Genomic DNA, 19,383 nt, shown 5'->3' on the forward strand with positions numbered 1-19,383 from the left:
AGCCTGCTGATTGACTGGTGCTTCATTTAACAGCATCAGGTATTGCCACATGAGTGGAGTCCCATCGGCCCAGGAAAAGGGCCTTCACAACCATTTCATCAAAAAAAAACTGCACCATCGGATACGCCACCTGACCCCGGCAAACATCCGGGCCCTGGATCGGGCGAGAACACCAGGAGGCCTGGCCGAAAATGCCATGCCGGACTGGTTTCAGAAGGCCCCCAGCGACCAACGGCAAACTGTACGGGACGACCAGAAGCGCAGTCGAACCTCCAACGAAACCCTGGCCAAAACACTCGCCGGGCTCAAAGGGGTCACCGAATTCGCGCAACCGTTGCTCGAAGCGGCGTTGCAAAAAAAGTTCGGGTTGAAAGTTGATGTTGCGCAGACCTGGCTCTACGAGCCCTTTGCAGGCTCGCTGATCACTCGCCAGACCCTGCTGCAATTGGCACTGCGCAATTTTGAAGAAGACCAGGCGTTTGATGAAGGTGACGTCATTGCTGAACGAGGTATAAGGGCTGCCTATCTGGAAACTCAAGGAGGACCTTACGGTTGGGACTATCCGGAAAAGGGCCCTTCAACGCGCTACAGGATCAAGAAGCTACCGATAAAACCCGCCGATTTCGCCTCGCTATGCCGTGAACTGGATATCGGCAAGCAGTATCAGGAACACCTGACGGCGATGTTTGACGCCGCGGACAGGGCGGCCACCGTGCGTACCCAAACGGTCGACGCGTGGAAGGACAGTCTGCGGGTGCATGCCCATATCGCCCGCCTCAAATCGCTGATCACGCCATCGGCCTACAGCACATTGCTGGCCGTGCTCAACGGCGACCAATCGGCAGCACTGGACGGTGAGCGCGTCACTTTCAGTCAGTTACATGTGCTGGGGTCGCCTGTCAGTGAGCTGTTTGTCATTGGCGCAAGCCGGCGCAAAGGTAAAAAGGTCAACTTCAGCTGGACCAATCCCGGTGTAAACCTGTTTGACGTACTCGGTTACCAGGACTCGCGGATCATCGTCTGTATTCCGGGTGATCCGGTGGCGCCGGTCATGGAATATGCCTCGCTCAAGTCCTTTGAAAATGACCTGAGCTACAGGCTGCGCGATGTGAATTACCAGCGCTCTTTCCTCAGGCTCATCCCCCACGGTGATGCGGGCAAGTTCCTCGGCAAGATCAAGACTGCTCTGCAAACACTCAAATGGAACCCGGATTTCCCATACCGTAAAGAGACCCTCTTGGGGCACATGGACGGAATCTACGAAAATGTTTACCGGGACGAGCCGGCTCTTGATATCAGTGAAGAATTTTTTGACACGCAGCTGTTCGGCGAGCTGTACACGCGGCACCAGACGCGCCTCAAGGAGACTGCCGAGCAACTGGCGGTGCCGACGGCCAAGGTCGATCATGACGCCTGGTATGAACGACTCGCCCGCTATGCCGAGTGGGGACTGAACATACTCAACGTGGCCGCATTTTTTGTGCCCGGCCTGGGCGAGGTAATGATGGCCGTGATGGCTGTGCAACTGACCACAGACATTTATCACGGGGTTGAAGCCTGGAGCATCGGGGACACGGATCAGGCCTGGAGCTATTTGAAGTCAGTGGCCGTGAACATCGCATTCATGGCGGCTGTCGGCGCGGTTGCCAGTAAAGCGCCGAAAGTGCTGTCCACACCCATCGTCGATGGCCTGGTCAAGGTCAAATTGCCGTTTGGCAGCGAACAGTTGTGGCGGCCTGGCTTGACGCCTTACCTGAGCGACAGGGTCTTGCCGGCGGGGCTCAAGCCCGACACGCTTGGGCAGTATGAAGTGGGCGGCAAGACCTATATCAGGCTCGAAGGTAATGTCTACGAAAAAACCTTCGACCCCAAGCTGAACAAATGGCGTCTCAAACACCCGACGGCCCCGGACGCTTACTCCCCCGTTCTTGAACACAATGGTGAGGGCGCGTGGCGTCATCGTTTCGAGCGCCCGCTGGAGTGGGATCGTGCCACCTTGTTACGACGTCTTGGGCCGGTCACCGACGGTATTGACGCGGCGACGCTGGAGAAAATCGCCGATATCAGCGGCGTTAACGACGGCGTGCTGCGCAAGATCCATACGGATAACCTGCGCTTGCCATCAGCGTTATCCGACACGTTGCGGCAGTTTCAAATCGACCGTCAGCTTAATGACATGATTGAACAGATTCGTCTCGATCAGTCGGTGCCGGACAGCCGCTACAACGACGTCTTGCCGCAAGTGATCAATATGCCGCGCTGGCCGCAGGGGCGGGTGATCGACGTGTTCGACAATGCAAGCCTGAGCGGTGCTTCGTCCCGCTACGGTGAGGCGTCGACGCCCGTGAAGCCGAACATCAGGATTTCCCGTGAGGATGTGTCTGCCGGGAAATTGCCCGAACGAGTGCTTGCGGCACTGGATGAGGAAGAAATTGTTCGCTTGCTAGGGGGGGAAGGTGCGCGGGTCGAGGCAGAGCGTGAAGCGGTTTTTCGACAACAGCTTGGCGCCCAGCTTTCGGGCAACAAAACCTCATTGTTCGACAAACTCAGCCAGGACTCCAAGGCAACATCGCGTGAAATTCAGGCGCTGCAACGTACTTTCCCCAGTCTATCGACGGACGCGGCGCAAGAAGTCCTGGCCAATGCCACAGCCAAGGAGCGGCTGCACATCAAACAAACCGGCCGACTCCCGAGCAGTCTGTTGCTCAAGGGGCGTGCGCGCGCCCGGGTGACTCGGCTGAACAAGGCCCTGGCCGGATTGCAGCTGGAGAGCATGGCGTCATCCGACAGCCAGCGCCTGGCGCTGCACAGCCTGGAAAAACTCCCCGGCTGGCCGAAAAACCTGCGCCTGGAAGTTCGTCAGGGCGATTGCGGTGGAAAACTGCTCGACAGCATCGGTAGCGAGACGGCCGAGCAAGTCAAATACCTGGTCAAGGACGGCTATCAGCATCATCAAGCCAACCAGTTCCAGGCCTTCGACCAGCAAACAATCTCGTTGAACAGCGTGCCCAAAGAAGGCGACAACTTTTTCTCTTCGGTCATGCATGCGTTGCCGGACGACGTCCGCACTCAGTTGGGCATGCCCAATGTGGCGCAGGGTGCCAAGTTACAAAAGACATTGACCACCTATGCCATGGGCCACCGTGACCAGATGATGGAAACCCTCGTGCCCAACGCCGCCACGCCACGATTCCGTCCGCCGGTGCGACTGGCCGACGGCAGGGTCGGCTACCCATTGTGTGGGCGAGGTGCCGGGGCAACGGTGAATTCCTCGTTGGTCTCCAGGTTGCGGGATGTCTATCCGAACTTCTCCGATGAGATGGCGGAATCGATGGTCATCCAGCTTGCGCTGGATGGCATGACCGAAACGCAGATCGCCAATTTTCTGAACATGCGGGGCCGGGAATACGAGGCGCTGACGGCGCAGCTCGAACAATGGGTACACAGCGGCGGCCAGAATACTGTCCGCCATCAAGTCGCACAAAACATTAAAGACGTCTGGCAGCAGAGGGGTATTTACGATGGCGATGCCAGTGTTTATCTGGACGTGGGCGCTGTAGACAGCTTGCCGGAACTGACCGGCAACTTTCCCCACGTAAGTCGTCTGAATATGAGCGTTGGTGGAGTATTGAGTCAGACACCGCAAGCCTTTGTGCGCCAGTTCCCCAACGCCCGGTCGCTAAGGTTGGGGATCCAGGATGGCGTCGATAGGGTTCAACTGGCCGAGAGGCTAAAGACACTGCCGAGTATTCGTGAACTGCGGATGGCAGGGCCGCTGGGTCCGCAATTCACCGAAGCTGCCCAATCGGTGATAGACGCGATGCCACAACTGCAACGATTGGACGTGATCGGCATGGCGGACGAGCTGGATGTCAGTCGCCTGACTCAACTGCATTCGTTGAGCGTGTACGGAACGACAGAGGCCTGGCCGACGGGCGCTCTGCAATTGCCGCAGCTCAGGTCGCTGGATCTCACCCACTCAAACGTCAAGACACTTCCCCCTGAATGGCTATCCGGTCATGAATCACTGTGGCCTGGCATGAAACTCAACTGGGCCAGGCTGAGCACTGAGGACTTCGTGAAGGCATACGAGTATGTGCACGACAATCCTGCGCATTTGCAGGATGCCGGGCAAATGCTGGATCGTTATTGCCAAGGCACGCTACACAGCGCCCTGGAGACAAGCGACGAGCTTTCGAAGATTGCCCTTGGGCAAATGAAGGCTGAGGGGTTTGCAGGGCGGGCGTTGCTGGCACGGATCAATGCACTGCGCCAGGATGGACAGGCATTGCGACAGCAACTGGAGGCGTGGCAACAGCGAACACCAAGAGCCAATGGCCGGCAAGTCAACATTCGGGAACGAGAATCCGTTGCCCGGCGAATCCGTGAGTGCTGGCGTGATGGTCTGCGTAAACGCTATGGCGGTACGGAGGAGGCACAATCTTCGCAACCTCAGGCCGGACCTTCAACGGTGCGGCCATGGCCTGTCATGCCGCGACAAATCATTTCATCGAATCTTGATTTGTCCGGCTGGACGCTGGGCGATCTGCCTGAACTGCCAGCGCTGTCAGCAACGAATTTTGCCCATGTGCAAACCCTGCAAATGTCGGGTGTGGTGGCCTCATCCGAGGATTTCAGTCGTTTTTTGAGTGGCTTCACCGACATTCGCGGGTTGGATCTGAGTGGCAATCAACTGCAGGATCTTCCGTCGGCATTGGGCAACCTCGAAAAACTCAGTGATCTGAAGCTGAGCCGAAATCACCTGACAATTACCCCGAGTATGCAGCAACGCTTGAACCGGTTGTCAGCCCTTGAAAGCCTGGACTTGCGCTATAACCGGCTCGATTCGCTGGATGTCAGCGCCATGACCCGCTTGAAATCCCTGCGGGTGGGTCATACCGCCATTAAAGACTGGCCAAAAGGTGCGTTGGACTTGTCCGGCCTCGGCAGGCTCGAGCTGAACAACAGCGCGATCACGACGATTCCTGAGGCTGCCCTGACCGGCCATGACGCTCTAAGGATCGATATGATTGGCTGTCGGTTGACGGCCAAGGCCCGCACCGATTTGCTGGCGAGTACTTCTTCCGAAAATCCCATGGGTATCTCCAGAGCCAGCTTGCAGGCGGGCATTACCATGGGTGAACCAGAGTATTTTCCGGTTCTGGTCGCGCAAAATCCGGACTTGTTACTGCCGCTGCCCGTTGTACCTGGCAATGACCTGACACGCTTGACCCCGCAAGCCCGCTTGAAAAGGCTTGACCCGGATCTGCCAGGCGCCGAGGCGATACAGATGATTGATGAACTGACGTTACGCCATGGCGGCGCTGGCCCCCTGTATGAGCAACTGGCCAAATGGGACAGACAACATCAGGCATTGACGAAGACCCTGAACACATGGATCGAAACCCCACCACAGCAGATGGGTGAATCCTCTGTGTGGATTGCAGCCACCGAGCGTCGTCAGGCGGCTGACCGGATAATGGCGTGCTGGAGGCAGAACCTCCGCGGGGCGCAGGCCGTGGAGAGCGCATCGGGAGGTTATATCCTTGATCTGTCCGATAACCCCTTGGGCAATCTCCCGGCTCTACCCGCCGACTTCGCTCATGTCGGTGCGTTGAACCTGAACAACGTGTATCTGAGAGAAGAGGGGCTAAGCGATTTCCTCGGCGCATTTACTCATGTTCATACCCTGGCGCTGAATGCCAACGCATTGAGTGCCTTGCCAGAGTCCGTGACCTCATTGAACAGCCTCAAGCGACTTTCTGCGGTCAATAACCGTTTGTCCAATGCGCCTCAGCTCCAGCGTCAGCTTGCAGGATTGAGCAACCTGGAGTCATTGAACCTGGCGGAAAACTGGCTTGAGTCGCTGGATGTCAGCCCTCTTACCCGTTTGCAGGCCCTCGATCTGAGTGGCAATCGCCTGGTCATGTGGCCGCCGGGAGCGCTTCAGCTCCCCTCGCTCAGCGCACTGGATTTGCGCGACAACATGATCGAGTCCATTCCGCCGCTCCTGATGGCCGACGAGCGCAGGGTATTGCGTGCGGGCACGAATCTGGCGAGCAACGAAACTCTGGATGCCGCGAGCCTGCTAATGCTGCGTAATCAGGTGCAGGCGGGCGAGCAGATAGTGGGATGGACGCCTGAAGAGATTGACGAGGCGTTGGAGCCGTTTAACCGCAGTAGCGACAGCGGCGGCTTTACCGACAGCGATAGTGATGACTCGATCGCAAGTGACGTAGAGGTGGATATGGATGAGGTGACAGGTACCGGCGCCCGTGAGCGATGGATCGTTCCATCAGCAGCCGACTCAGAGGAATTGATACGGATATGGAATGACTTCGAGCAAGCGCAAAACAATCGGTTCTTCTTCAATCTGCTGACCAAAATGGAAGGTACGACAGACTTCCTGACGGGACGTTCTGATCTTGTGCGGCGGGTCCATACCGTACTGAGGGTGGCCGATAGCGACGCAGGTCTGAGGGATACGATATTCGAAATGGCGAGGTCTGGCGCAACCTGCGTTGATGGTCAAATCCTGTTGTTCAGCGATATCGAAGTGAAGGCTTTCGAATTTGAGACCGCGAAGTCAATTTCCCCGGGCCAACAAGGCAACGTCTTGTTCAGACTTGGCAGGAGCCTGTTTCGCCTGGGGAAAGTCGAGGAAATCGCTAGCCGTGACATTGTCCAGCGACAGGCACAGCGCCGTTCAACTGATCCGGCGGAAGTGCGGTTAGCCTATCGCATCGGCCTTGCCGAGCGACTTGAGTTGCCGGGGCAACCAAGAGGTATGCGCTACAGCGGCAACGTTTCGTCTGCCATGCTGGATGCGGCCCATGCTGAAGTGATCGCGGCAGAACAATCATCGGCATTTCTTGATGATTTGGTCGGCCGCAAGTACTGGAGCGACTATTTGAAGGACAAATACCCTGAACGGTTCGCCCAGGTGCGAGAGGGTTTCGCAGGCAGAGAGCATGATGTAGACGAGGCGTATCCAAATTACGGCGAAGGCGCGCAGGAGCAGTACAAAACCGCCATGCAGCGATAGAGGCAGACCTTCTCTTCGAGCAAGGGAAGTTGGTGCGCGAATTGTCTGAAAAAGAACGGACGCTGGTGGGGTTGTAGCGTTTACCTGCAGCTTTCATAAGAACCCCGGGAGTCGCACCAGTCGACTCCCGGGACCACCATCAGTTGTCGTAACCCAGGTTCGGCGCCAACCACCGCTCGGTCACACTCAACTCCTGACCCTTGCGTGACGTGTAGCTCTGCACCTGATCCTTGTCGATCTTGCCCACGGCAAAATACTGCGCCTGCGGGTGAGCAAAGTACCAACCGCTGACCGCTGCTGCCGGGAACATGGCGTAGTGCTCGGTGAGGAACACGCCGCTGCGGCCGGCTTTCATTTCCGAGGCCTCAGGGTCCAGCAACTTGAACAGCGTGGATTTCTCGGTGTGATCCGGGCAGGCCGGGTAGCCCGGGGCAGGGCGGATACCGGTGTATAGCTCTTTGATCAGCGCCTCGTTGTCGAGCGTCTCGTCCTTGGCATAACCCCAGTAGTCTTTACGGACCTGCTGGTGCAGCCACTCGGCGCACGCCTCGGCCAAACGGTCGGCCAGTGCCTTGACCATGATCGAGTTGTAGTCGTCGCCGGCATCCTGATAGGCCTTGGCCACTTCTTCGGCACCGATACCGGCGGTGGTGATGAAACCACCCACGTAGTCGGTCACTTCGCTGTCCTTCGGTGCAACGAAGTCAGCCAGGGAGAAGTTCGGTTTGCCGTCGGTCTTGATGATCTGCTGACGCAGGTGATGCAGCTTGGCAATCGGCTTGCCGTCATTGCCGTAGACTTCAATGTCATCCTCACGCACCTGGTTGGCCGGCCAGAAGCCGAACACCGCACGGGCGCTGATGAGTTTCTCGTCGATCAGCTTGGCGAGCATTTCCCGGGCATCGGCGTACAGCGAGGTGGCGGCTTCACCGACCACTTCATCCGTGAGGATGCGCGGGAATTTGCCGGCCAGGTCCCAGGAGATGAAGAACGGCGTCCAGTCGATGTATTCGGCCAGGACTTTCAGGTCGATGTTGTCCAGCACCTTGGCACCGGTGAACGTCGGTTTGACCGGCTCGTAAGTGCTCCAGTCGAACTGCGGCTTCTTGGCAATGGCCGCCGGATAGCTCAGGCGTTCGGTACGGGCGCTGCGGTTGGCGGTGCGCTCGCGGACTTCGATGTATTCCAGGCGAGTCTTCTCGATGAACGCGGGCTTCAATTCCTTGGACAACAACTGCGTCGCCACGCCCACGGCGCGGGAAGCGTCGGTGACGTAGATCACTGCGTCGTTGCTGTATTTCGGCTCGATCTTCACCGCCGTGTGGGCCTTGGAGGTGGTCGCGCCACCGATCATCAGCGGCAGATGGAAGTCCTGACGCTGCATCTCACGTGCGACGTGGACCATTTCATCCAGCGAAGGTGTGATCAGGCCGGACAAGCCGATGATGTCGCACTTCTGCTCCTTGGCCACTTGCAGGATTTTCTCCGCCGGGACCATCACGCCGAGGTCGACGATGTCGTAGCCGTTACAGCCCAGCACTACGCCAACGATGTTCTTGCCGATGTCGTGCACGTCGCCTTTTACCGTGGCCATGAGGATCTTGCCCTTGGCTTCCGGCTTGTCGCCTTTTTCCAGTTCGATGAACGGGATCAAGTGGGCCACGGCCTGCTTCATCACGCGGGCGGATTTCACCACTTGCGGCAGGAACATTTTGCCGGCGCCGAACAGGTCGCCGACGATGTTCATGCCGGACATCAGCGGGCCTTCGATCACTTCGATCGGGCGAGCGAACGACTGACGGGATTCTTCAGTGTCTTCAACAATGTGCGTGGTGATGCCTTTGACCAGCGCATGCTCCAGACGCTTGTTGACGTCCCAGCCGCGCCATTCTTCGGTCTCGGCTTCCTTGACGCTGCCGTCACCCTTGTACTTGTCGGCAATGGCGAGGAGGGCGTCAGTGCCTTCCGGGGTGCGGTTGAGCACTACGTCTTCAACGGCGTCACGCAGTTCGGCCGGGATCTGGTCGTAGATCTCCAGCTGGCCGGCGTTGACGATACCCATGGTCAGGCCGTTGCGGATCGCATATAGCAGGAACACCGAGTGGATCGCCTCGCGCACCGGGTTGTTGCCGCGGAACGAGAACGACACGTTGGACACACCACCGGAGGTCAGCGCATACGGCAGTTCGTCACGGATGTAGGCACAGGCGTTGATGAAGTCCACAGCGTAGTTGTTGTGTTCTTCGATGCCGGTGGCGATGGCGAAGATGTTCGGGTCGAAGATGATGTCTTCCGGCGGGAAGCCGACTTCGTTGACCAGAATGTCGTAGGAGCGTTTGCAGATTTCTTTCTTGCGCGCTTCGGTGTCGGCCTGGCCGGCTTCGTCGAAGGCCATCACGACCACGGCGGCACCGTAGCGTTTGCACAATTTGGCGTGATGAATGAACTGCTCGACGCCTTCCTTCATGCTGATGGAGTTGACGATGCCCTTGCCCTGGATGCACTTGAGGCCGGCTTCGATCACTTCCCACTTGGAGGAGTCGATCATGATCGGGACGCGGGAGATGTCCGGCTCACCGGCAATCAGGTTGAGGAAGGTCACCATGGCCTTCTTCGAATCGAGCATCCCTTCGTCCATGTTGATGTCGATCACCTGGGCGCCGGCTTCGACCTGTTGCAGGGCGACTTCCAGGGCTTCGGTGTAGTTGTCTTCACGGATCAGGCGGGCGAACTTGGCTGAACCGGTGATGTTGGTGCGCTCGCCGACGTTGATGAACAACGAATTGCGATCGATGGTGAACGGTTCCAGGCCCGACAGGCGGCAGGCCTTTGGAATGTCCGGGATTTCACGTGGCGCATAACCGGCCACCGCTTTGGCGATGGCTTCGATATGGCCCGGCGTGGTGCCGCAGCAGCCGCCGACGATGTTCAGGAAGCCGCTTTGGGCGAATTCTTCGATGACTTTTGCGGTTTCCGACGGCAGTTCGTCGTACTCGCCGAATTCGTTCGGCAGGCCGGCGTTTGGGTGCGCGGAAACGTGGGTGCTGGCCTTGTTCGACAACTCTTCCAGGTACGGGCGCAATTCGCTGGCGCCGAGGGCGCAGTTCAGACCGACCGAAATCGGCTTGGCGTGGGCCACGGAGTTCCAGAAGGCTTCGGTGGTCTGGCCGGAGAGGGTACGGCCGGAGGCATCGGTGATGGTGCCGGAGATCATGATCGGCAACTCGACGCCGAGTTCTTCGTAAACCCCTTGCACCGCGAAGATCGCCGCTTTGGCGTTCAGGGTGTCGAAAATGGTTTCGATCAGGATCAGGTCGGCGCCGCCTTCGATCAGGCCTTTGGTGGCCTCGGTGTAGTTTTCCACCAGTTCATCGAAGGTCACGTTGCGGTAGCCGGGGTTGTTCACGTCAGGCGACAGCGAGCAGGTGCGACTTGTAGGACCGAGGACGCCGGCGACGAAGCGCGGCTTGTCCGGGGTTTCCAGGGTCTTGGCGTCTGCAACCTTGCGCGCCAGACGTGCGCCTTCTACGTTTAGCTCGTACGCCAGGCCCTGCATGCCGTAGTCGGCCTGGGATACCTGAGTGGCATTGAAGGTGTTGGTTTCCAGAATGTCGGCGCCGGCATCCAGGTAGGCTTTCTCGATGGCGCCAATCACGTCCGGGCGCGTCAGGATCAACAGGTCGTTGTTGCCCTTGACGTCACTTGGCCAGTCGGCGAAGCGTTTGCCGCGGTAATCCTGCTCTTCGAGCTTGTAGCTCTGGATCATCGTGCCCATGCCGCCATCGAGAATCAGGATGCGCTCTTTGAGGGCGTGCTTGAGAGCTTGAAGGCGAACACTGCGATCGGACATTTGGACTACTCGGAAAGACCATGACGAAGGGGCGGGATAATAGCAAACCTGTGCGGTTTTAGAGCATGTCCCGGTTTTGCATGAATATCGCTCATGTTGGAGTGGGGTGCAGACCGGTAGAATCGCGGCGTTTTTTCAAGATCGGGACCAGGGATATGTCTTATCGCGTCATCAGCATGGTTTTGCTGTTTTTAAGCTGGGGCGCCGCCGCGCAGGATCCGGCCATTTCCTCTGCCATTTCCTACAGCCGCGACATACAACCGATCTTCACCGAAAAGTGTGTGGCCTGCCATGCCTGCTACCACGCCGCCTGTCAGCTCAACCTGGGCAGTGGCGAAGGGGCTGCCCGTGGCGCAACCAAGATCCCGGTCTACGACGGCGAACGCCGCCAGGCTGCCGCGCCGACCCGGCTGTTTTATGACGCCTTCGGCAGACGCGCCTGGCAGCAAAAGGACTTCTATTCGGTACTCGACGCTCAGGGCAGTCAGGCCGCGTTGATGGCGCGGATGCTTGAGTTGGGCCACAAAACCCCCTTGCAACCCAACGCCAAGCTGCCGGAGGACATCGTCCTTGGACTGAACCGGGAAAACATGTGCGCCCTGCCGGCCGAGTTCGACGGCTACGCCAATTTGCATCCCAAAGAGGGCATGCCGCTCGCGGTCACCGGCCTGACCGATCAGCAGTACCAGACGCTGCAACGCTGGCTGGCGTCCGGCGCGCCGATTGACGAGCAAGGTCTTGTGCCGAGCGCCAAAGAAGCGTTGCAGGTGGTGCAGTGGGAAAACCTGCTCAACGCACCGGGCGCACGGCAAAGTCTGGTGGGGCGCTGGTTGTTCGAGCATTGGTTTCTCGCTCATCTCTATTTCAAGGACGGCGAGCCGGGGCATTTCTTTCAGTGGGTGCGTTCGCGCACACCGACCGGCCAGCCGATAGATCTGATCAACACACGCCGCCCGAATGACGATCCGGGCACTCAGGTGTATTACCGCTTGTGGCCGGTGCAAGGCGTGATTGTGCAGAAGACCCACATCACCTACCCGTTGAGCGCGGCGAAAATGGCACGGATCAAAAGCCTCTTCTATAACGGCAACTGGCAGGTCCACGCCTTGCCGGGCTACGGGCCGGAGCGTCGGGCCAATCCGTTCACCACGTTCGAGGCGATCCCGGCCCAGGCGCGTTATCAGTTCATGCTCGATAACGCCGAATACTTCGTCCGTACGTTTATTCGCGGCCCGGTGTGCCGCGGCCAGATCGCCACCGACGTGATCCGCGATAACTTCTGGGCAATGTTCCAGGCGCCTGAGCACGATCTCTACATCATCGATCCGAAGTATCGCGGCCAGGCCACGCCATTGCTGGCGATGCCGGGGCAGAACGACGATGTCGGCAGTGTCCTGAGCCTGTGGCATGACTACCGCAACAAGCGTAACCAGTACGAAGCGCTGCGCCGTGACAGTTACGCCGATGCGCCAGCCCCGAGCTGGTCGACTTTATGGGCCGGCAACGATAACGCCTTGCTGACGATCTTCCGGCATTTCGACAGTGCCTCGGTGAACAAAGGCCTGATCGGTGACGTGCCGCAAACGATGTGGCTGTTCGACTTCCCGTTGCTGGAACGCACGTATTATCAGTTGGCAGTCAACTTCGACGTGTTCGGCAATGTTTCCCATCAGGCGCAAACCCGGTTGTACTTCGACCTGATCCGCAACGGTGCCGAGCAGAACGTCCTGCGCCTGATGCCGGCCGATTCGCGGGACGATTACCTCGACGATTGGTACCAGAGCAGCGGCAAATTCAAGATGTGGCTGGACTACGAGTCCATCGATAACGACAAAGAGACGGCGCTGGTACTGGACGAAAAGGACCCGAAACGCGATTTCGCCATGCAGTTGCTCACCCGTTACGGCGACCTCAACGCCAAGCCTGATCCGATCAACCGCTGTGACGGCGCTTATTGCTCGCGGCCGAACATCGACCCGGCCTTGCAGAGCGCCGAGCAGGCGTTGAGTCGCCTGACTTCGCGTCCAGCAGCCGGGCTGAAGGTTATCGATCAGTTGCCGGAAGCGACCCTGCTGCGCATCGAAACCGCGAGCGGCAAGCGCGAGGTTTACAGCCTGCTGCGCAATCGCGCGCACAGTAACGTCGCGTTCCTGCTCGGTGAATCCCTGCGTTATCAACCGGGGCTCGACACGATCACCATTTTCCCGAGCGTGCTCAGCAGCTATCCGAACTTCATGTTCAATATTCCGGCCGAGCAAGTGCCTGAGTTCGTGGACGAGATGGAAAACGCCAAGGACGCCAATCGGTTTGAAAAAATCGTCGAGCGCTGGGGGATTCGTCGCAGCCATCCGCAGTTCTGGTTCTACTTCCATGACCTGAGTCGGTACGTCCATGAGACCGAACCGGTGGAAGAGGGCGTGCTGGACATGAACCGGTACGAGAATCTTTGATCGACCTTTGACTGTTGGCTGGTGTCGGATCTTTAGGGCACCGCCAATCCAATGTGGGAGCGGGCTTGCTCGCTCCCACAGGGGATCTGTGGTGATTTGGGGGAATGCGATCGGGAGGGCCGTCGATGTTGATTTCAATACAGGCACTGCGCGCGCTCGCGGCCTGGACGGTGGTCTGCCACCATTTCATGCAGATATTCTTCGACTTCCAGGCCCGTGGGCCGGTGGGGCAGATGTTCATCGACAAGGGCGCGGTGGGTGTCGACATCTTCTTCGTCATCAGTGGTCTGGTGATTTTCCTGTCCACCGAGGGCAAATCACTGCCGCCGGGGCGCTTTCTGCTGTATCGCTTGTTCCGCATCGTTCCGGCGTACTGGCTGTATACGGTGCTGATGGCGCTGCTGGTGGTGTTCGCTCAGCCGGTTCTGCCGGATCAGACAGTCGACTGGTCGCATTTCCTGTTGTCGCTGTTGTTCATTCCTACTGAAAACCCCGGCGGCTACGGGATTTATCCGACGCTCAACGTCGGCTGGACCCTCAACTACGAAATGCTCTTCTACGTGCTGTTTGCCTGGGCGCTGCTGTTCCGCTTGCAGTTTCGACTGCTGATCGTCGCGGCGCTGCTGTTTGCGGTGTGTCAGGCCTGGACCGGCTACGGCTGGATTAGCGAGTTCTACCGCTCGGACATTGTTTATGAATTCTTGCTGGGGATCGCCATCGGCATGATTTACCGTCGCGGCTGGATCAGGCCCGGATTCTGGCTACCGTTGCTGGGCATTGGCGGCGCGTTGCTGGCGATTTATCACCTGGCGCCGCAGCCACGGTTGCTGGCGTGGGGCCTGCCGAGCGCGGTGCTGGTGATGGCGTGCATGGCGTTGGAGCGCTTTGTCGAGAACAGCCGGGTGCTCAAACTGCTGGGCGATTGCTCCTACTCGGTGTACCTGATGCATGTGTTGGTGCTGTCTGCGGGTGGTTTTGTCGCACAGCTTTATGGCATCAATCCCTACGTGATGTTCGCCGTTTGCGCCGCGACAATCGGTCTGGGCTCGTGGGCAAGTTACGAATGGGTGGAAAAATGCAGCTATCGGTGGCTTAAAGGCCGAATTGACGGCGAATTGGCTATCGAGGCAGTCCCAGCTCTTTCCCGACAAAAATACTAGGACTTTGTACGGCGCGATGATTGGCGTAAACTGCGCCCAAGCCTGCGAGGAGTTTCCATGACCGCTATTACCATCACCGACGCCGCCCACGATTATCTGGCTGATCTGCTCTCCAAGCAGAACACCCCAGGCATCGGCATCCGCGTCTTTATCACCCAGCCTGGCACCCAGTACGCCGAAACCTGCATTGCCTACTGCAAGCCGGGCGAAGAAAAACCTGAAGACACGGCGCTGGGGCTCAAAAGCTTCACCGCTTACATCGACTCGTTCAGCGAAGCTTTCCTGGACGATGCGGTAGTCGACTACGCCACCGACCGTATGGGCGGCCAGCTCACCATCAAGGCGCCAAACGCCAAAGTACCGATGGTCAGCGCCGACAGTCCGGTCAATGAGCGTATCAACTATTACCTGCAAACCGAGATCAACCCGGGGCTGGCCAGCCACGGCGGTCAGGTCAGCCTGATCGATGTGGTCGAAGACGGCATCGCCGTACTGAAGTTCGGCGGCGGTTGCCAGGGCTGCGGCCAGGCAGACGTTACCTTGCGCGAAGGCATCGAGCGCACCTTGCTCGAGCGCATTCCCGAGCTCAAGGGCGTTCGTGACGTCACCGACCACACGCAGAAAGAAAACGCCTACTACTAAGTAAGGTGTTCGCTGCAAACATAAAAAAACGGCGCCCCGTGAGCGCCGTTTTTTTATGGGTGAAGTCTTTAAAGATCGCAGCCTTCGGCAGCTCTACAGGTGTACGCATCCCATGTAGGAGCTGCCGAAGGCTGCGATCTTTTGATCTTATGGGCGATACAGATGTGCATGTCCGGCACGATACAGCGATGACTCACTGAAGTGATCACTGCCCAAAACCCGGCCCACCAAAATCAACGCCGTGCGCCGAAATCCCTTGGCCTCAACCTTCTCGGCAATATCCGCCAACGTCCCCACCACCCAGTCCTGATCCGGCCAGGTCGCCCGGTGAATTACCGCGATCGGGCAATCCGCGCCGTAATGCGGCAGCAATTCGGCCAGGATTTTCTCCAGATGATTGACCCCCAGATGAATCGCCATAGTCGCCCCGTGCTGCGCCAGGCTGCCGAGCCCTTCGCCGGCGGGCATCGCGGTCTTGTCTGCGTAGCGGGTCAGGATCACGCTTTGCGACACGTCCGGTAACGTCAGTTCCGCGCCCAACAGTGCCGCGCAGGCCGCCGTGGCCGTGACGCCGGGAATGATTTCAAACGGGATGTCGAGTTCGCGCAGGTAGCGGATCTGCTCGCCAATAGCACCGTAAAGACTCGGGTCGCCGGAGTGCACCCGGGCCACGTCCTGGCCCTTGGCGTGGGCGGATTTGATCAGCTCGATGATCTGTTCCAGGTGCAGTTCGGCGCTGTTGACCACCTGTTCGGCGCGATGGCCTTCCAGCACGGCGGCGGGCACCAGGGAGCCGGCATAGATGATCACCGGGCAGCTGCGAATCAGCCGTTGGCCTTTGACTGTGATCAGTTCCGGGTCGCCGGGACCTGCGCCAATGAAGTAGACGGTCATCGTCGGTTCCTGTGAGAAAAAGGGGCTGGGCAAGGCTTCAGATGAAGATTGCTCATGAGCAAAGACGGGGATTATCGGGGATTTTAGGCGGCGCCGGCCAATGCCAAGGTGGCCTGGGCATATTTTTGTCGAGAAATCAGCAATTTTGCCGGTGCCTGGGCCAACTGTTCGGCCAAGGCCAGGGCGGCACTTTCCGCGACGCCGTAGCAGCCAGTGCGTTCGAACGCGATGTCTGAACGATGGCTAAGTTGCGTTTGATAGACGGCCAATTGTTCGCAGCTGAAGTACTGCAATGGTAACGCAAGCTGTTCGGCCAATTCGATCAGGCCAGGTTCTTCGCGCTTCAGGTCGATGCTGGCCAGGGCCTTGATCTGGTGAAGTGCGATTTTATGAGCCTGTAACGCCTGATCGAGCAGCGCCCGCAGCGTGCTGGCAGGGCAGCCGCGCTGGCAGCCCAGGCCGACCACTAAAGTCGGCGCTGTGCTGATCTCAGTCATGCGTGGTATTGACCATCGCTTTTGCGGCGGAACAACCAGGCACTGATCAGGCCCAAGGCCAGCCAGAATCCCATGTTGGTCAGCTGCGAAGCGATTTTGAACTGGGCTTCCAGAGCTTCTGGAGCGAGCATCGAATGCACCTCCGGTTGCGGCGCGCCGATTACGTGAGGCACGGCCAGAATGGCCACGCCGAGCACTTTCATCAGCCAGTGACGGCTGAACACGATCAATGCGATGCCGACCGCGGTGGAGGCCGCCGTGCCGATCCACCAGATCTGCCGTTGCGCCAAATCAGCTGCGGCAGTGCCCGGCAGCTCAGGCGGCAGACCGAGGGTCGGTGCCAGCACGAACGTGGCGTAACCAGCCAGGCCCCAAAGCAGGCCTTGGGAGGTTTTGGTCGGAGCGCGCAAGGTATAGAGGCCAGCGAGCATCAAGGCGAAACCGACCGCTACCACCAGGTTGCCGCCCGTGGTGGACAGTACGCGCTGCCAGCCGTCTTCCGGTTCCCAGGCTTCGGCATCGTGGGTGTGAGCGGCGACAGCACCCGCAGCGTGTTCGTGAACCTCAACAGCCGCCGGCTCGGATTTTTCGTAGGTCTCGGCCTGCAAAATCAGCGGAGCCACCCAGAAGCTTTGCAGCAGGGTCAGCAGCAGGGCGGCCAGCAGCCCGGTGAACCCTGCGGTTTGCGCAATACGCTTGATCATGTCGGCAGGTCTCAATGGCACGGGAATGCAGAGCTGTGGCGGGTATCGTGCGCGGCGTTGTGCACCGCTTCGATGTGCGAGAAACCGGCGAAATACACAAGGCACGCGCCAAGGATCGACGCACACACGGCGGCGGTCAGGCGTTGAGTCAGGGTATTGGTGGTGCTGGCTGTCGTGTGGCCGGTGCTGCTGATGATGATCGACATGGCGCTTCCCTCTGGTCTGTCAGCGGGTGATATAGAGCGCATGGAAGACCCCTGCGAGTCGGGCACGCAGAGGTTCAAACAGCGCCCGCCCACCGCGGGTTTGTTATTCAGTGATCGTAATGGTCACTTTGTGTTGCGGGCCGGTCTCCGGGCTCACGAGGGGCGCTGGCTTTCGCCTTGACCTGCAAGCATCACCTTCCCATGCCGAACTGCTGGCACAGTGGATCTGACGCTTCGCTCGCTTACCGTTGCGGGGGCAGCACCGGACTGACATGACTTTAGAGTAAAGCACATGATTCACCGGTTTCCCGTTTCACCCTGTGAAGGGCACCCGTAACAAGGCGTGTAGGAGAGCATGGGCGGGGGTTGGGCGTCAATTGGCAAGGGTTCTCACTTGGATATCGAGTCGCTCCCTTCGCGAGCAAGCCCGCTCCCACATTTGAAATGCATTCCCCTGTGGGAGCGGCGGTGCGACGATTCGACTTGCTCGCGAAGGGAGCGCCACAGAAGTCAGGTGAACATTGACCCGCCTCCACACGATGCGTAGCCTTGCGCTTTCGAGGTTCTTCGGCGTCTGTCGAAGCTAAGAAGGGAACGCGGTCGATGCCGCGGCTGCCCCCGCAACTGTGAACGGTGATGTTCGCTGCCACGCCACTGCAAACCCTGTGCAACGGGTTCGCGGGAAGGCGCAGCGAATGCCAGGCCCACAAGCCCGGCAAACCGTCAGCCAGGAGACCTGCCTCGACACAGATTCTCACTACAACCGGGCGGGGTGATCCGGTGGCGAACTCTTACGCGCGCGCCTCCGTCGCAGCGATTGTCGTCCCGTATGCCCGCCACCTTGCCAAAGGGCATCCGATGAAAACACTGGCCAAACTCCCCGTCACCATCGTTACCGGCTTCCTCGGCTCGGGCAAAACCACCTTGCTGCGGCACATGCTCGACAACGCTCAGGGCCGTCGCATTGCGGTGATCGTCAACGAGTTCGGCGAACTGGGCATCGACGGTGAAATCCTCAAGCAGTGCTCCATCGGCTGCACTGAAGAGGAAGCCAACGGCCGCGTCTACGAACTGGCCAACGGCTGCCTGTGCTGCACCGTTCAGGAAGAGTTCTTCCCGGTGATGCGCGAACTCGTCGCCCGTCGCGGCGACCTTGACCACATCCTCATCGAAACCTCGGGCCTGGCCCTGCCAAAACCGCTGGTACAAGCCTTCCAATGGCCGGAAATCCGCAGCGCCTGCACCGTTGACGCGGTGATCACCGTGGTCGACAGCCCAGCGGTCGCCGCCGGTACCTTCGCGGCTTTCCCGGACCAGGTTGATGCCCAGCGTAAACTCGACCCGAACCTGGACCACGAATCGCCGCTGCACGAGCTGTTCGCCGACCAACTGGCCAGCGCCGACCTGGTGATCCTCAACAAGGCCGACCTGATCAGCCCTGAAGACCTGGCCCGTGTACGCTTGGAAGTCGCTGAAGAACTGCCGCCAGCGGTGAAAGTCATCGAAGCCAGCAGCGGTCGCGTGCCACTGGACGTGCTGATCGGCCTCGGCGCCGGTTCTGAAGAACACATCGACAACCGTCACAGCCATCACGATCACCACCATGAAGGTGAAGACGGCCATCACGATGAGCATGACCACGATGCCTTCGACTCCATCTCCATCGAACTGCCGCAAGCCGACGAAAGCCTGCTGCTGGACGCGCTGACCCAACTGGTGGTCCAGCACGGCATCCTGCGCGTCAAGGGTTTCGCGGCGATCCCGAACAAGCCGATGCGCCTGCTGATCCAGGGCGTGGGCACTCGTTTTGACAAGCACTTCGACCGTCAGTGGGGCGCCGACGAAGCGCGCACCACGCGTCTGGTGTTGATCGGTCAGGAGCTGGACGCCACTCTGCTTGAAGCGCAATTGCGCGCTGCGCTCAGCGTTTAAGCC

The 19,383-nt window shown here is 59.1% G+C and carries 10 protein-coding genes and 2 riboswitches; of the genes, 5 read left to right on the plus strand and 5 right to left on the minus strand.

Annotated elements, in window-relative coordinates:
* Window positions 1-49 precede the first annotated feature (49 nt).
* Window positions 50-7,045, plus strand: coding sequence for an NEL-type E3 ubiquitin ligase domain-containing protein (locus tag E3W21_RS03270; RefSeq protein WP_134418258.1), 6,996 nt, complete (start codon window positions 50-52; stop codon window positions 7,043-7,045).
* Window positions 7,046-7,184: 139 nt separating this feature from the next.
* On the opposite strand, the gene metH is transcribed toward E3W21_RS03270, so the two are convergent.
* Window positions 7,185-10,895 (minus strand): methionine synthase, encoded by a 3,711-nt coding sequence (gene metH, locus E3W21_RS03275; RefSeq protein WP_134418265.1) that lies wholly within the window; start codon window positions 10,893-10,895, stop codon window positions 7,185-7,187.
* A gap of 155 nt (window positions 10,896-11,050) precedes the next feature.
* On the opposite strand from metH, the gene E3W21_RS03280 reads away from it, so the two are divergent.
* The 3 genes from E3W21_RS03280 (at window position 11,051) to nfuA (ending at window position 15,147) form a co-directional block, all read left to right on the plus strand.
* Entirely contained in the window at window positions 11,051-13,345 is a 2,295-nt protein-coding gene (locus tag E3W21_RS03280) for a fatty acid cis/trans isomerase (RefSeq protein ID WP_134418272.1), read from the plus strand.
* Between the two features lie 125 nt (window positions 13,346-13,470).
* Window positions 13,471-14,505: an acyltransferase gene (locus tag E3W21_RS03285; RefSeq protein ID WP_134418279.1), complete on the plus strand. Its 1,035-nt coding sequence runs from the start codon at window positions 13,471-13,473 to the stop codon at window positions 14,503-14,505.
* Window positions 14,506-14,562: 57 nt separating this feature from the next.
* Window positions 14,563-15,147, plus strand: coding sequence for a Fe-S biogenesis protein NfuA (gene nfuA, locus E3W21_RS03290; RefSeq protein ID WP_008150988.1), 585 nt, complete (start codon window positions 14,563-14,565; stop codon window positions 15,145-15,147).
* 147 nt (window positions 15,148-15,294) lie between these two features.
* On the opposite strand, the gene cobM is transcribed toward nfuA, so the two are convergent.
* The 4 genes from cobM to E3W21_RS03310 all read right to left on the minus strand — a co-directional run bounded on the left by cobM (window position 15,295) and on the right by E3W21_RS03310 (window position 17,448).
* Window positions 15,295-16,041 (minus strand): precorrin-4 C(11)-methyltransferase, encoded by a 747-nt coding sequence (gene cobM / locus E3W21_RS03295; protein ID WP_129443642.1) that lies wholly within the window; start codon window positions 16,039-16,041, stop codon window positions 15,295-15,297.
* 83 nt (window positions 16,042-16,124) lie between these two features.
* Window positions 16,125-16,538 carry a cobalamin biosynthesis protein gene (locus E3W21_RS03300; protein ID WP_134418286.1) on the minus strand — a complete coding sequence of 138 codons (414 nt, stop codon included), beginning with the start codon at window positions 16,536-16,538 and terminating at the stop codon, window positions 16,125-16,127.
* A complete protein-coding gene (locus E3W21_RS03305) occupies window positions 16,535-17,242 on the minus strand; it encodes a CbtA family protein (RefSeq protein ID WP_129443646.1) in 708 nt (235 codons plus the stop codon). Before E3W21_RS03305 ends, E3W21_RS03300 begins: the two co-directional genes overlap by 4 nt.
* Before the next feature lie 11 nt (window positions 17,243-17,253).
* On the minus strand, window positions 17,254-17,448 hold the full coding sequence (locus E3W21_RS03310; RefSeq protein WP_129443648.1) for a CbtB-domain containing protein: 195 nt from the start codon (window positions 17,446-17,448) through the stop codon (window positions 17,254-17,256).
* A 120-nt stretch (window positions 17,449-17,568) separates the two neighbouring features.
* A riboswitch (cobalamin riboswitch) is annotated at window positions 17,569-17,798 on the minus strand.
* Between the two features lie 193 nt (window positions 17,799-17,991).
* Window positions 17,992-18,207: riboswitch (cobalamin riboswitch) on the plus strand.
* 99 nt (window positions 18,208-18,306) lie between these two features.
* Between E3W21_RS03310 and cobW the strand changes: the two genes are divergently transcribed.
* Entirely contained in the window at window positions 18,307-19,380 is a 1,074-nt protein-coding gene (cobW, locus tag E3W21_RS03315; protein ID WP_134418293.1) for a cobalamin biosynthesis protein CobW, read from the plus strand.
* Window positions 19,381-19,383: the final 3 nt, after the last annotated feature.

The sequence above is a fragment of the Pseudomonas sp. F01002 genome (genome assembly GCF_004402115.1).
Lineage (GTDB): Bacteria > Pseudomonadota > Gammaproteobacteria > Pseudomonadales > Pseudomonadaceae > Aquipseudomonas > Aquipseudomonas frigoris.